9 protein-coding genes and 1 pseudogene are annotated in these 15,231 nt (G+C 51.0%); 4 read left to right on the plus strand and 6 right to left on the minus strand.

What is annotated here, in order from left to right; genetic code table 11:
• Both IQ268_RS33520 and IQ268_RS33270 read right to left on the minus strand, forming a co-directional pair.
• A pseudogene (locus tag IQ268_RS33520) lies at positions 1-220 on the minus strand (arsenical resistance protein ArsH); the annotation flags it as partial.
• A 332-nt stretch (positions 221-552) separates the two neighbouring features.
• Positions 553-702 carry a PsaJ protein gene (locus IQ268_RS33270; protein ID WP_193883100.1) on the minus strand — a complete coding sequence of 50 codons (150 nt, stop codon included), beginning with the start codon at positions 700-702 and terminating at the stop codon, positions 553-555.
• A gap of 1,074 nt (positions 703-1,776) precedes the next feature.
• Between IQ268_RS33270 and IQ268_RS20240 the strand changes: the two genes are divergently transcribed.
• Complete coding sequence (locus tag IQ268_RS20240) at positions 1,777-3,804, plus strand: di-heme oxidoredictase family protein (protein ID WP_193883101.1); 2,028 nt, start codon at positions 1,777-1,779, stop codon at positions 3,802-3,804.
• Positions 3,805-4,310: 506 nt separating this feature from the next.
• Positions 4,311-5,990, plus strand: a complete 1,680-nt coding sequence (locus IQ268_RS20245) for a phosphatidic acid phosphatase (protein WP_193883102.1) — start codon at positions 4,311-4,313, stop codon at positions 5,988-5,990.
• 260 nt (positions 5,991-6,250) lie between these two features.
• On the opposite strand, the gene IQ268_RS20250 is transcribed toward IQ268_RS20245, so the two are convergent.
• Positions 6,251-7,015, minus strand: coding sequence for a calcium-binding protein (locus IQ268_RS20250; RefSeq protein ID WP_193883103.1), 765 nt, complete (start codon positions 7,013-7,015; stop codon positions 6,251-6,253).
• Between the two features lie 581 nt (positions 7,016-7,596).
• Here IQ268_RS20250 and IQ268_RS20255 point away from each other — a divergent pair.
• Positions 7,597-8,346, plus strand: a complete 750-nt coding sequence (locus tag IQ268_RS20255; RefSeq protein ID WP_193883104.1) for a hypothetical protein — start codon at positions 7,597-7,599, stop codon at positions 8,344-8,346.
• Positions 8,347-8,394: 48 nt separating this feature from the next.
• A complete protein-coding gene (locus IQ268_RS20260; protein ID WP_193883106.1) occupies positions 8,395-9,093 on the plus strand; it encodes an FHA domain-containing protein in 699 nt (232 codons plus the stop codon).
• An 82-nt stretch (positions 9,094-9,175) separates the two neighbouring features.
• On the opposite strand, the gene IQ268_RS20265 is transcribed toward IQ268_RS20260, so the two are convergent.
• From IQ268_RS20265 to IQ268_RS20275, 3 genes are all read right to left on the minus strand, one after another.
• The gene (locus tag IQ268_RS20265) at positions 9,176-11,065 is read right to left on the minus strand and encodes a serine/threonine-protein kinase (protein WP_193883108.1); all 1,890 of its coding nucleotides are present in this window, start codon (positions 11,063-11,065) and stop codon (positions 9,176-9,178) included.
• Positions 11,066-11,677: 612 nt separating this feature from the next.
• Entirely contained in the window at positions 11,678-13,048 is a 1,371-nt protein-coding gene (locus IQ268_RS20270) for an HlyD family secretion protein (RefSeq protein WP_193883110.1), read from the minus strand.
• Positions 13,049-13,072: 24 nt separating this feature from the next.
• Positions 13,073-15,217 carry a peptidase domain-containing ABC transporter gene (locus tag IQ268_RS20275; protein WP_193883112.1) on the minus strand — a complete coding sequence of 715 codons (2,145 nt, stop codon included), beginning with the start codon at positions 15,215-15,217 and terminating at the stop codon, positions 13,073-13,075.
• Positions 15,218-15,231: the final 14 nt, after the last annotated feature.

Consider the following 15,231-nt stretch of genomic DNA (forward strand, 5'->3'; position numbering starts at 1 on the left):
TTACCTCGACTCAGTAGAACGATTGACACTATCAATGGCTTGTTTGATCGTAGTTTCTCGGCGCTCACTGTAGCGATCGGTTCAAATAATCTACCCGATCGCGCAGCAGCCGTGTGAATTTGTAGAGTTCTTCCATCACATCAATGACGCGATCGAGATAGGGAGAGTCTTTCATCATTCCATCTTCATTGCATTCCTCATAGGCTTTGGGTACAGATGATGAGAGGGCGATTGCCCCAACCCATTATCATGTGTTGTCTCCACATGAGAGCGCAGTTAATTACCTCGGTTTCAAACCCCGTCGCTCATAATATTGCTATTGCAAGGCTGAGGCGGCGCAGAGTTTCGTTTACCTACCTTGGTGAGTATTCTCAGCGATCGAACTCCGACATCAATGACCATCAATCTCATTCTCTCATTCTTAGTCTTATTACAGTGACGGTGCATTCGCAAAGAACCGATCTAGAAGGACAAATGACTTTCTAGATCGGTTTATGGGCACAGCAATTCGCGGGGGTTTGTTTGTAGCAAAATCTACCCCATTAATGGCTGTTAGGGAATTGGGGAAAAGAGAAAATCAGGAATAGCAGAATTGATCAAAGCCCAAATGGTGAAGGCAATTGATATTGACACAACGGCAATTACAGGTATCAAAGAAAGATACTGAAGAAAATAGCCTGGTTGATTATTTGGATTCTTCACAAATGACTCTCCAAAAGGAATTGCTTAACCGAATGACACGAATAAAGCACAGAAACGAATTAGTCTCTGAACCATCGGTAAGTTTCACTCTCATTCCCTAACAGCGTAGGAGGTAAAACTCACAAAATTGAGGGCTTTAAGCTAGACACATAGCGATATAGAGTAGTGATTCTCAAATCATTGAATATCTAGCCAGAGACAGAATGAGAAGAGAATGATTTAGAAAAGATAAGAGAAAAATGGATAGGTTTGAACTATCTGTATTGCTCAAAATGGGCGATCGCATTCACTACTCTTTTGCAGATTCATAGATCACTCAATTCACCCAATATTGAACCAGTCGTCACTTTCTTATCACATTTGTCTTCGACTTTAAAGGCAGCCAGGCCAACAGGTGAGACATGCTATAAACCAACGTGTTCAGTGTTACAAGCTGGCTTTACATAAAGCCAGCCTATAGAGATTGAGATATCAGCAGGAAGTAAGAGGAGGGGAAAACATAAATGTCTTAGCGTAATTTAGGTTAACGAGAACCCCTGAGAAGTGCTAAGCCTAACTCCAACTGTTCCCTAAACTCTCTAATTCTGAGGACAGAAATTTAGGAATCCAGGGGGCAAAGGCAGACGATTACATCCTTCTCAGGTTCAGGGGATGCCTTAAAAGCCCTGGGGCGTGTTTTAAATCCCCGAAGTCCCAACCTATAGATTTTTGAACGATTCAAAGGCCCCCAATTTTGGGGGATTTAGGGGCAAAAAGCACAATGTAACCGAGCAATCAGGAGTTTTAAAACACGCCCCAACTTGTAGCCCGCCCCCCATAGGGGCATAGCATACCCTGCGGGAAGAAGCTACGGGCAATATGTCTGGGTCTATTTCAAGGGTGATTTGCCGAATGCTACGCCCTTACAGGAGATATTTAATCCTCTTCAAACAACCTCCCATGAGTAAGTGTAAAAAATAGGGTTGTTGAAGGGTGAGGCCACTCGGTAAAACCTGCAACCGATCAGCACTGTAACGGTTTCATGATCAAGGTTTTACTGAGGTTTAACAGTATTCAACGATTAGTGAGGAACTCATGCGACTACGTACAGTAATTGTCTTGATAGCCCTGGTTGCCTTCGTCAGCATCCTGGGTTATCAGATAGAGCTGACTCTGCCAGGAACCCCACCTGATATTAACAGCACCTATACCCCATTCACCAAGGCTCCACCCAGCGCTGTTGGCTCCTATGATGTTATGGGATATGTCATTAGTCGGGATGATGCAAAGCAACTCCTGCAAACCGAAGAAGGGCGTAACCAATTGTCGGCAGATAACGGTGCCGTTGAAATCACTGAAGACCTGATCAACCTGGGTCGCAAAGCATTTTATCGAGAAACGTTTGGGAATGATATTCTCTTCACCGATGTGGTTGGTATTCTCGATGGCCCCCTGGGGATAGGCAAACTCTCGAAAGCCATTTTAGGGCTGAAAGGTAAGGGCACCACTAACTTGCAGGTGACGCTAGATGAAGATGTGGCGATCGGTGGACGCACGTTTACAGCAGGAACAGTAATCAACACGGGGCTGGATGTGCCCAAAGGCTCTCTGTTTCCATTGGGATTAGTGACTCATGTGAGTGATGCGAAACTTCGAGCTGGCATTACTTGTGCCCTGTGCCATACCACCGTTAACGAAAACACAGGCCGCATTATTGAAGGGGCAACCAATACTGACGTTAATCTGGGTGTTCTTTTAGCGCTGGCTTCTAACTCAGCCGCTCTGTTCCGCCAGACCGATGTTAGTCCAAATGATATTCCACCTGGGTCACACACCTACATCACCAGTGAGGGAGACACAGCCTATCTTCCGGATGCCAAAACCTTAGAAGATGAAGTGGATGCATCCTTACTCTCCTGGCCGCCTGGTAACTTTGTGTCTAACGGCGACCTGAAGAATAATTCGTCTAAGGTGCCATCTTCCTATACCCATGAGGCATGGCCCTATGCCTGGAGCGGTGTCGCCTCGATTGGCTGGTTCCACGGGCTAACCACCTTGAACAACGCCGTATTTGGTCTCAATGCCGACCCCACTACCACCGCAGACGAGAGCGAAACCGTGCTGGGGATCGATAAAGAGATCTATCTTGGTTCCATGTTCCAGAATGCAGCAGATGCTAAGTTCCGGCTACCAGAAGGTGTGCAACCATCCAAATTTGTTGATGACGTTGACCCAACACCTGGTGCCCCTGGCATTAACTGGACGATCAAAATGCCAGAATATCCCAAAGGCTCGCTGTTTATGCAAAACGGGCTGATGGCAGCCACACCGGGCTTACCAGTTGCCGCACAGCTTAACGGCATGTCGGCATGGCAAAATACTCTGGCACCACCTCCCTATCCTGCTGCGGATAGGAACACGTTAGAACGAGGGGCGAAAATCTTCACGCAGGCAAACTGCGCCGAATGCCATAGCGGACGCTATTTCACCAACCACAAAGTCATTCCTCAGCGGGAGGTGGGAACTCAACCCGTCCGGGCACCTGCTTCTAAATCGTTTGCCAAATTGTTTGTTCCCCCTAAAACCTATCCACCCAATGTTCCAGTCCCTGTGCCGCCCAATGCACCTGTGTTGTCAGTACCAACCGATATCGCTCCCCATGACGATATTGAATTGGCCTACGCTCTTAGCGATCCGGACGGAGGTTACAAGGTCAATAAGTTAATTGGTATGTACTTACATGCGCCCTATCTCCATGATGCTGGCGTGGCGGCAGGTGCCACAGCGCTCAAGCAAGAGACAGACGGACATTTCAGCATTGCCGATCCCGAGCAAATTGGAATGGTTGGCACTTTGATGAAGGGCATCAAGCCCGACCCAACAGCGAGTTTGCGGATGCTGCTCGATCGCAACCTGCGTAAACCAATGGTGGCTGCTAATCAAGCCAGTCCAGAGTTACAGCGAGCTAACGTTAGTGGCATCGGCCATGAGTATTGGGTCGATGAAGCGGCAGGATTTACGCCTCAAGATCAGACTGACCTGATTGAATTTTTGCTCTCAATTGACGATGACCCGGAAGTCCTTCCTGCGTCCAATCGGGATGTTCATTCATCCGCTTTCTAAGCGATCGCCATGTCGTTGACTTTCGCCAAAGGGGCAGTCCGAACAGGACTGCCCCTTTACGTTGATCCCGTACTTTGTTGTAGCAGGTGATATCCCTGATATGGCGATCGCTTCTCAGAATTCATCCAGGTAAACGAGCTGGATGCAACAAATGAAATTCTTTGCGAAACAGAACAGTACCCACGTGGGTCATATATCTCCCATAGCTATGTGAATATACTGGGTGGAACCAAAGCGGATCAGCTCGCTGAGTTAACCTTCTGACAATAGATACAACGTTTCGTACACCTCATTAGCGGTGCTCTACGGCATAGAACTTTGTGTCTAAAAAGTTCTGGATTATCCCTATCTGTCCTATGGATTTCAGGAAGACATTCAGATTGTTATGGCTGCAATTCTCCCCTGAAAAGCCGCCTCTACTGGCATTCCCTTCGGCTTATCCAGAGCCTAAAACGAGCCAGCCTTTTTATGACGATCCACAAGCCCACTCATTAAGGAACATTTCTATGTATGACTGTCAGCACGACCTGCACCATCAGGACTTTGAAGGCCGTCGCACCAGTGCTAGCAACGTGCGTGACCAAGCGCGAGATGCTGCCTTTGATGCCTTTGACATCTGCCCTCCAGCGGTTAATGGGGATGAACAGCGGTTTGAGCAGATTGGCTTTCCAGGATTTGCATCATACACCAAGGCTCTGGCTCACGATGCCAGTGGCATGGTAGACAAACACTCCTTAAAATCACTACTCAATGCGATTCAGGTAGGCACCCAGGAGGCATTTGAGCAGGTTCAGTTAGGCGGCCAGCGCAAGCAGACTAACCCGCTCAATGCTTACTCTTTCCAGGCCATTGGCGACGATTCCAATGGTGCCCGCATAGCTGCCGCTCCCGAATTTGGCAGCCGCAACACGGCGATCGATATGGTAGAGCGCTACTGGATGGCTCTCTGCCGCGATGTTCCCTTCGATCAATATGCCAATAGCGGTCTAATTAAAGCAGCCTGCGAGGACTTGAACAAACTGGGGTTTGAGCAGGAGTTTGGCTTTGTCTGCACCGAGCAGACCCTCTTTCGGGGGCCTTATGAGGGGTGTGCTGTCGGTCCTCATGTATCCCAATTCTTGCTGCAAGACTTCAAGTTCGGCAACCAGCTCATTCGCCAGCTACAGCGCTATCCCCGACCCGGTCTGGATTACATGACTGACCTGGACACCTGGAACCAGATCAACAACGGTCAAAGTTATCCAAATGGGACAGACCTCATCGATGGCAACCGTTACATCACTACCCTGCGGGATGGGGGACAGTGGGTTCACATTGATCTGCCGCACCAGGCCGGGTTATGGGCGACGCTCATTCTATTTGGGCTAGATGCTAAGCGCTCGAAAGCGAACCCCTACCACAATGACAGCATTACGACCTCCGTTGCCTTTGGCAGTCTCGGCGCTCCGGATGTCACCATTCAAAGTGGACTGGCTGGGGTGTATGCCCTCAAGCACGCCTGGTTCCAGAAGTGGTGTGTCCATCGTCGCTTGCGGCCTGAGGTATACGCGCAGCGACTGGAGCTGTTCCGATGCGGGTTGATGGGTGAGTCTTATGATAACCCCCTCAACAACGATAAGTTCAATGACTTGTTTGGAGCAGGAGCTGATGTTTGGCGCAAAACTCAGGTGCTAGATCGCATCTTCGAACACAACCGTCAGCAAAACATGGCTCAAAATCGGGGCGATCGCAACGGTTCCTGGCTATTACCAATGGGCTTCCCCGAAGGGTCTCCGACTCACCCGGCTTACCCCGGCGGTCACTCAGCGTTCGTTGCAGCGGCGGCCACTGTAGCCAAAGCCTACTTTGCCGATGGCAAGTTTCCTAATCCAAAGGTGCCCGTTGATGGTGGCCAAATGCTGGGTGATTACAAGGGCGAAACTCTGACTATCCACGGTGAGCTGAACAAGCTAATTGCTAACGTCACTCTATTCCGGGACGGGGCAGGTATGCACTGGCGCACCGATGGTACCACCTCTGGCCCCAACGCTGGCGTGGGTCGTCCTGGTGTAGGTATCCCAACGGGCGGCAACCTGCTGGGTGAGAAGCTGGCTATCAGTATGCTGCGGGACACGCGATGCACTTATCGGGAATCGGTGGGTACATTTGAGTTCAAGAGCATTGGTGGCAACTTGATTCAGTTCTAAACTCCACGCAACAAACGGCTTGAATGCTTAACTTGCTAGTCTTGTCGTGTAGGCGATGAGACTAGCTTTTTGCCGTTTTGAATTCGGATGTGGAATAGAACCAATGATGGAATGGCACTGACCTAAACTAACCTCAAGTACCCAGATCCCCGGACTCTTCAAAGAATCCGGGGATCTTAATGCTCAGGGAAGGGTAGACAAGCCGACACTCACCTACACCGACCAAGGACTGTTTTATGACACAATTAGCGCGGTTTTGTCTAGACTGCCGCTGTTGCGGGGATGACCACAAAATCTCTTGCAGCAACTAAACTGGTGCGATCGCGTAACACGGCAATCAGGTCGTTTCCTCGATAAATGGCTGCATCCAAACTACCACCCCCCACCAGGTTTTGCGTGGTGTCTATCCGATAATCAGCCAGATTGCCAACCACCTGAATTTTGTCTCCCTGGGTGGCACTAAAATCTGTAATCACGGCATATCCATCTGCAAACCCCTGCGTGTCTCCGGTGTAGTATACGCCGCCGTCTGCCGTACCCAAAACAAAGATGTCGGCTCCTCTACCACCAGTGAGCTGATCTTGCTCGTAGGCAATGCCGCCATAGCCATCGAGCAGGTCATCGCCATCGTCGCCATTTAACTCATCATTACCTGTACCACCGAAGAGGCGATCGTTGCCCGTGCCGCCAAAAAGCTTATCATCGCCGCCTTCGCCAAAGACCTGGTCGTCTCCCGCATCACCATGCAGGTAATCGCCTAAACCGGGGGAATCATCACCCCCGCGCACAATATCATTGCCGTTGCCACCAGAGAGATAATCCAACCCATTGCCGCTGAAAAGCTGATCATCTCCATTGCCACCATACACGGCTTGAAAAATAGAACCGCCATCACCCGCATTCAAAATATCATTGCCGTCACCGCCGTTGATGAAATCAATGGTGTCGTTACTACCAACCAAGATATCGTCAAGGCTGCCTCCTTGTAGCGCAGCACTACGCGCCATTCCAGATGTTGTGGACATTTTCAGGAACTCCTCTCTCTTGTGTTTTGAGGTGGATGTTTTAAGTTGCGTTGCCAGAGCAAATTCATTGAGCTGAAATTAAAACGCTCAAGTCGGGAGCCAACAAACAGTGGCCGAATCTAACGGTCGAGACGGCTCAATCCTGCTTTAATCGCTAGTCATTAAAACTAAATGCCGATCCTTGAGGCGATCGCCGCTTGCCTGATAGATATAGACCCTGTTGAAGCACTTCCAGGAGTATGATTCACGACCCAGCAATGGCTGTCCTGATGATTCTGGGTACCCACGCGGGTACTTTTAAGGTTCTGTTAGCAGAAACAGCCCGATCCGGTGAAAACACTGGTTTGTCGTAGAGTTGATTCGGTTTCTTTTTTGAGAATTTTGAGGCGTGGCTCAATCCGATCAAGGGACGATCGCTTCAAACAGAATCGGTTGCGATGCGACGCTTAATCTCAGCCATTTGGCTCACGTAGCTAGGTGAATTTCAGTCGGCACACATACCTCAAGACACCATCATCAGCATCCGGATTTAAGCTGAATCCAACGTAAAAAGTATCAAAACAGAGTGATGATTGATTCGCATGGGTTCAGCAATTTTTTGGGGCGTTTTTGTGTGCGGTGCGATCGCCATTTTGGTGATGATGGAATTGAACGGGTGGCAATCATTCCGCCGTCCTCCATCCTCCAGGCGATCGCAACACCTTGGTTCATCAACGCAGCCCGGTCAAGGCTGGCGATCGTTGCTCGATGCGGCAGGTGACTGGATGCCAACAAAACTGTTGCAGCAGGTGCCTCTCGCTAAAAAGAGGAAGCACGTACGGCGATCGCAACGAAACGACATAGCTGGAGATGCTACTCGGCTGCAACCCACTCCCGGCATTAACCCACGAGAAAACCTGACGCAGATTCAGGCGGCGAAACCAGCTAACCGATCATCCCAAAAACGAACTTCTCGGCGATCGCCTCCCGCTTACACAGAGGAGCCGACCCGGTTTCAACCCCTCTGGGAGGATGGTTCATCTCAAAAGCCGTCGAAATCCTCAAAGCCGCCGTCTCAAAAGCGATCGCAACCCGCTCCGTCTTACACAGAAGAACCGACCCGGTTTCAGCCACTCTGGGAATCACCTTTACCTGCACCACCCGGCAAGGAAACGCTAAACGAGCGCCAACGCCCCGTTCAGGATGCTAATTCAACAGACGCACCCACCCAAATTCAACCGATCACACCCGATCTGCCAGCGACGGGCTTAGAACCAGACCAGACTCAAATCATTTCTAAAACCCGTGTAGTAAACGACGACCAGGCTGGGGATGAGCGCACGAGGTATTAGAGCAATCGTTTAGTACTGGCTGGCATCATACAAAAATCAGGGGGAGCCATGACATTGATCGCACTCAAGCTGATCGATCGCCACACGGGTGAATCCCAAAAAGTGGAATTAAAGTTGGATGCCATTATCCAAGGGCAGGGCTTGATTGGACGACATCCCAATTGTGATATCGTCCTGAGCAGCCCTGAAGTGAGCCGTGTGCATGGCAGGATTGTGTATCAGGCTGGTCAATATTACTATACCGATCTCGGCAGTACGGGCGGCTCACTGGTGAACAACAAATCGGTGCAAACGAACCAGCATCTGCCGATCGGTTTGGGAGATATCATTCGAATCGGCAAATATAGTCTCCTGGTGCAAACCGTAGAACTGGATGAGCTTCCTCCTCCCTTAGCTCCAACGCAGCTTTCGGTTCCAGACACCCAGGCCACCTCAATCAACCCCATTCAGCCGTCTTCGCTTCAGGTTAACGCGGCTGATCATCCGTCTCCAGTGCAGCAGTTAGTGCCCAAAGCAGCCAATTTTATTTTCTCAGTTGAAATGTTGAGGACGAAAGGGCTATTGAAACAAGGCTCAGCCGAACTCATCTTTCAAGGTAAAGAATTGGTAGAAGGGTTATCGCTCTCAAAACGCTTACAGCAGAAAGCGATCGCACTATGCCAGGCCGAGCTTAATTTAGGAAAACTCTGCATTGTGGTTGAACACGATAATCACTTCACGCTTTGGCAAGAAAAAGACGGTTGGTAATCCCCAGCCGTCCGACCTCAAGCCTGTATACCACTAAACTCCACTAAACCCCACTAAACCATTGAGCCAAGGCGAGTCCAGCTTACGGCATGGGTCGATAGCTGTTGAGAATCGCCTCGGCATCACCGATGTAATCCCCATAGGCACGGTTGATCCCAAACAGGCTGAGCATGAAGACGTTGTTGCCATGCTGCTCAACATAGCTGGTTGCAACGAGCGAGTTACCGCTGTTGTCTTTGCCCACCCAGGTGATCCCAATTCGGCCATCATCCTTCCGGGACGTATGTTGCCAGGTAATCTCCTGAAATCGGCTCTCATAGTCGCCTTTCAACTGCTGTTCTAGTTGCAGCGATGTTAGCTGCTCCGATGCCGATCGCACATCCACTAAGCCGCCAAATCCGCCATCGCTGGAAGTAAACGCCAGACTGTTGCCAGTCTGCTGGTAGACATAGCCCGCCGGTAAAGACAACTCAAACGGCCGGATCGGTTCTGGAGCGCTAGCTGGAGACGGATTGGCGCTGCCAGTATCCGGCGACGGCGACGGGTTCGCTGCGGTCGTTGGTTCTGGTGTGGGGGCGGTTCCGTTTGATGCCGAGCGGGGTGACTCTGGTGCCGAGCTGGAAGCGATCGATGGAATGGAACGATCGGTGATGATGTCGATCGGTGCTGAACCAGTGTTACGCGGCGGCAACACCGGACTGGGAATAGGATTGGTGATCGGTGGGGTTGATATTGGCTCAAGTCTGGCCGGTGAGTTAGTCGGTTCTGATACTCTTTCTTTGACCTTCTCTGCAACTTCGGCAACGGTCTTTGACGACAGGATGGGCGAGTTGGGAAAATCTTCCAGCACGCCAGACGCATAAATACCGCCGAGGGAAACAACCAGCGTGGTGATCGTTAAACCTGCCAACAAAATCCTGGTAGAAGCTTCGTTGCGGCGGTTTGCTTGATAGATTGTCCGCTGCTGCATTTGATTCAGCGTTTGAGACGGTTGCGTGGCTCTCGGATGGGACGGTTGCCGTTCTCCCCCAACTTGTCCAGAACCCAGTTGATGAGCAATCGCCGGACGCGGTTGGAAGTTCGCTTGCCGATACCCATTCTGGTGCGGTGGATAGGTCAACTTTGCGGTTCGCTGTAGGGCAATAGCGGGATGATTTAAGCCTTCCAAGGCGGAGCGCGCTTCTGCGGCAGATGTATAGCGCTCTTTGAAGTAGCACTTGACCATTTTGCTAAGTACGGCTGCCAGGTCAGGGCTAACCCGAACATGCTGCTGCCACAGAACTTCGCCCGTTTCTAAATCATCCTCCAGCCGATTGGGGTTGATGCCTGTCAACGCCTGAATGCCAATCATACCCAGTGCGTAAATGTCACTACTGGGGCGAGGCTTTCCATGTCCCTGTTCGCTTGGCATATAGCCCGGTGTGCCAACCGCAATGGTTTGCAACGCGGGCTCTTGCAATGCGGCGGCGTGCGATCGCACCTGTTTGACGGCACCAAAATCGACCAGAAACAGTTTGCGATCGGCACTGCGACGAATGATGTTATCGGGCTTCACATCGCGGTGAATCACCCCCTGGCTATGGACAAACTCCAGAATGCCCAGCACTTCATGCAAAAACTGAACCACCTGAAACTCTGACCAGCGGCTTCCAGTGGGCAGTTCGGCGGTTAGTGGGTACCCGTGAATATATTCTTGAACCAGATAAAATTCCTGATCTTCCTCGAAAAAGGCCAACAGTCGAGGAATTTGATCGTAATGACCTAACTGTTCCAGCGATTCGGCTTCACTTTGGAACAGACGACGGGCTGTTTCCAGAAAAATGGGATCGCTAGAGGCGGGCTTCAACTGCTTGACAACGCAGGTAGGATTGCCCGGTCGCCGTGTGTCCTCCGCAATGAAGGTCTTGCCGAAGCCGCCCGCTCGTAGGGCACGAATCACATGATAGCGCCCATCTAGTAATTGACCTTCCACAGTTAGATCTTCCAGAGTGGTTCTCAACCTGCTAACAATACTGGCAACTTTATCGGATTGCCTCTCTTACTAACTTTGCTCAAGCTAACCAGTAGTTTCAGTATAAATCTCAGCTTTTTGTAAAAGACTACTAGGAAATCGGTCTGTTTACAAAGCGAATTAAACGCGGCTGATGAGCCTGGACAACGGTCGTTTCGTGCAGATGCTTTTGATGATGAGTCAAACCCTAACATTGACTCTAAAGAAATTCTAGCGCGTTTGAGCCGTAAGCCTTTCAAAATAACTCGCGCAACGAAAATTATAGGTCGGCTATCATTTTTATTTGGGTTCAGCAAGGTGGCTTGCGATGAAATTATCGGGGATGATGAGTGTCTAGTGATACATTTTACTGGTTCAATGAGGAACCTGGCCGTATCACGTTGGTTCCCCGGTTAGGCGTGCTGTCGTGATCTCGACATCATTGGTTTGAACTGTATTTTGAACCTGTATAACGACATTTTCTTGGGGCGATCGCCTCTGTCATTGATGCATAGTGTTGATGCATAGTGTTGCAGTGGTACCCTGTACCCGATCGCCAGCCATCCGCTCCCACCAAACACTCCTCCACGAGGGTTATACGCTGGTCGTCAATCGTGCTGTTCGAAGCAGAAATTGCAGGAAGGTTTCGCTTCTGGCAATAATGCTGGCTTCCGCATCCATTCCTGACTGAAGTTGACACTGGCGGGTTCCCGCCAGAGCCGTGCGGTTACCTCCACTGCTGAGAAACAGCGACTCTGGCTGAATGGTAACCTCAAACTGGTTGGGGCTGCTTGCCGTCATGGTTGGCGTGTTCAGGCCGTTTGTAGACGCATCGGACGGGGCGATCGCATCTGGAGAAACCGCCATCACCACCCCTTTAAGCGTTCCATAGTCGGGATAGGGGCAGGCTGTTACCCGCAGTTGAACCCGTTGCCCCGGTTTGACAGTATCGATGTCTTGCGAGGCAATTGTAGCTTTGATCACCAGCGATGAGTTCGTTGTGGCAGTGCGGTCAGGTGCAATTTCGGCAATGGTCGAGCCAGCGTTAATCACCTGGTCAACATTCCGCAGATTCAACCGCAGAATGATGCCGCTATGGGGAGCGCGAACGGTCGTTTTTTGCAGCGCATTTGCGATGGGTTGCAGGTCGGTTTGCTCTTGAATCATCTGGGTTTGAATCTCCAGACGCTGTTGCATCAGCGTTTCTCGTTCCCGGTTGAGCGTGGCAATTGTGGCATTACCTCTCGACTGTTCCTGCGCCATTTGCTCCTGCGCGATCGCTACCGATGCGGTGGTTGGATTCAACCCCGCTCTGGCTCGTGCCAACTGAGCCTCTGCGGTTTTCACTGCCGCCTGTTTTTCTTCTACCTGCAATTGGGAAACGGCACCAGAATCAACCAGTTGTTGATAGCGCTGCATCTCGCTTCTGGCAAATTCCACGGCGGCTTCTGCTTCCGTCAGGGTGGCTTGCGTGTTGACCTGCTGCTCACGGTAGTCTCGCTGGGTGCGGTTCAGTTCGGATTGAGCAACAGCTATGGCGCGATCGATCGCCCGTGACTCTGCGGCAATTTGTGTATCGAGCCATAGCACCTGTGCTTCCATCTGCGTCAGTTGCAGTTGACGTTGCTGAATACTGGCCTGAAGCCGAGCCTGCTGGATTTCAAGCGGAGTGCGATCGAGTTGGGCAATCACGTCGCCTTGCTGTACGGCCTGGTTTTCCTGTACGTCAATCTGGCTAACGGTGCCGTCGATCTCGGCCTGCACCAGCCGCAACTCACCACTGGGACGAACCAGGGCGGCGGCGCGGACGGTGACGTTGTACTTTAGCAACGATGCCAGTATCACTGCTACACCGACGGCTCCAATCAAAATGAACCCGCCTAGCGATGTCCAACGGCTAATGGGAGGAAGAAACTCATCCTGTTTGAGCGATCGCAAAGAGAGAGGCGCGTCTGGTTTCACCATAATGGTTGCGGGGTTCAACCTTCCTCAGGCTTCTAAGAACTCTAAATGCTGTCCTGGTTTGGTTTGCAAATCGCTTGCGGTGCCTTGCAGGATCAGCTTGCCGTCTTCCAGGAACACGATCCAGTCGGCCTGACTAACCACCTTAGGACGGTGGCTGATTAGCAGGGTCGTTTTGCCTTGACGGTGCCACAGCAGCTTTTTCAGTACCTCTGCTTCACTCACAGGGTCCAGTCCAGCCGTAGATTCATCCAGGATCAAAATGGGTGGATGGTTGACGATGGCACGGGCGATCGCCAATCGCTGCCGCTGGCCACCCGAAAGATTAGAGCCAAACTCACTCAAAATGGTCTGGTATTTTTCGGGTAAACGGCTAATAAATGCATCGGCTCCAGTTAATTGGCAGGCTGCCACGATTTGCTCGAAGGTGAGATGAGGATTTCCGGCACGAAAGTTTTCCAAAATGGAGCGACTCCAAAAGTGCGCGTCCTGTGGCACCAAAACAACCTGCTGCCGCACGCAATCTAGCGCCAGGTCGGGTAAGTTGTAACAGCCTAAACGAACGTTGCCCGACTGCACCGGGTACAGTCCGGCGATCACCTTGGCTATCGTGCTTTTACCGCAGCCAGATTGCCCAACCAGGGCAATGACTTGTCCGCCTGGAATCGTTAATGAAAAGTCTTTAAGTAGTTCCACTCGCCCCGGATAGTGAAAGGTCACTTCGGTACAGCTAATATCCGCATTGTCTGGAAGCGTAACCCAGGGCTTTTGGATGTCCCCATCTGTTTCAGGAGTGGCGGTGATGACTTCCTGTAGTCTGGCGTTCGCGGTTTGCACTCGAATGAAGTCGTCTACCACATCCACCAGCTCAGCCATGAGTGATCCCACATTTCGGTTCAAACTGATAAACGCTAGCAGTTGACCAATGCTCAGTTCTCGATTGATCACCAAAAAGCTGCCCAACCCCAGCAGCACCGCACCACCAATGTCGGAAACTAATCCGCTGAAGGCTGAATTAAAGATACCAATTTGAGTTGTGTTCAGCATCAGGTGGGCAAGGCGGCCAAATCGTCCTTGCAGTTCATCCCAAAATTGCGGTGCGGCGGCTGTCGTTTTTAGGGTCAGCGCTCCTTTAAAGGTTTCCACTAACACACCCTGATTTTCGGTTTCTAGCACCATTGCGCGGCGTGTCTTCTGTTGCAGAATGGGCTGAAACGCGATCGTTGAAACGGTCATAATGGCCGCTATCACAATAGCAACCAGGGTCAACCGCCAACTATAAAACAGCATCAAGCTAAAGGAGACGATCGCAATCACCAATGAACTAGGTAAGCTGATGACGACCTCTGAAACAAGACGGTTAATTTCTTCAATGTCCCGCAAACGGCTCACCACTTCTCCACTGCGGCGCGTTTCATAGTAAGTCAGCGGCAGGCGCAAAATTTGTTGACCAAATTCCAAGATCAGTCCCAATTCCAGGCGTTGAGCAAAGTGGGCAATCAGGTTATCGGCAACCAACCCCAATCCACTTCTAATGATGTACATGACAATGACCGCCAGCACAACGCCCGTTAGCAGCCGGGTGTCTCCCTGGATCAAGACATCATCCGTCAGAATTTGAATGAAGAAAGGAGATGCTAACGAGAGCAACCCAATTAATGTGACGCACAGCAATGCCTCTAGCAGAATAGTGCGGTAGGGCAGGATTCGCTGCACAAACTGGGTCACACTCCCGCTTTTATCGTCGGGCTGAGCGTGAAAACGCGCCGGATCAGGCTCTAGCAGCAGAATCACCCAATCGTTCCAGCCCTCCAGCAGTTCCTCCTGCGACAGATACCGCACGCCGATCGCCGGATCGGCAATGATATAGTGCTGGCCTCGCTTGCCATACAGCACCACCCAATGCTTACCTCGCCAATGAATGATGGCGGGCAGCGGCAGGTCGTTGATTCGGTTCAAGATCTCCGGTGAGGCGGCTGCCGATCGCGCCAGAAATCCCAGGGCCTCAGTCCCCCGTCGTAATCCCAATAACGTTGTACCCAGTTGCCCGGTTCCCACCGCTTCACGGGTATGGCTGAGCGTCAGCGTACGGCCATAATATTTGGCAATTGAAGCCAGACACGCGGCACCACAATCTTCTTCACTATGTTGTTCAACCAGTGGATACTTCATTTACAGCCTGGTTC

It is taken from the genome of Oculatella sp. LEGE 06141, assembly GCF_015207605.1.
Taxonomy (GTDB): Bacteria; Cyanobacteriota; Cyanobacteriia; order Elainellales; family Elainellaceae; genus Oculatella.

What these genes read in the sequence shown, in the direction of transcription:
- IQ268_RS20240 (WP_193883101.1), top strand. Translation starts at nt 1,777, where the DNA reads ATGCGACTACGTACAGTAATTGTCTTGATAGCCCTGGTTGCCTTCGTC.
- IQ268_RS20245 (WP_193883102.1), top strand. Translation starts at nt 4,311, where the DNA reads ATGTATGACTGTCAGCACGACCTGCACCATCAGGACTTTGAAGGCCGT.
- IQ268_RS20250 (WP_193883103.1), bottom strand. Translation starts at nt 7,015, where the DNA reads ATGTCCACAACATCTGGAATGGCGCGTAGTGCTGCGCTACAAGGAGGC.
- IQ268_RS20255 (WP_193883104.1), top strand. Translation starts at nt 7,597, where the DNA reads ATGGGTTCAGCAATTTTTTGGGGCGTTTTTGTGTGCGGTGCGATCGCC.
- IQ268_RS20260 (WP_193883106.1), top strand. Translation starts at nt 8,395, where the DNA reads ATGACATTGATCGCACTCAAGCTGATCGATCGCCACACGGGTGAATCC.
- IQ268_RS20270 (WP_193883110.1), bottom strand. Translation starts at nt 13,048, where the DNA reads ATGGTGAAACCAGACGCGCCTCTCTCTTTGCGATCGCTCAAACAGGAT.
- IQ268_RS20275 (WP_193883112.1), bottom strand. Translation starts at nt 15,217, where the DNA reads ATGAAGTATCCACTGGTTGAACAACATAGTGAAGAAGATTGTGGTGCC.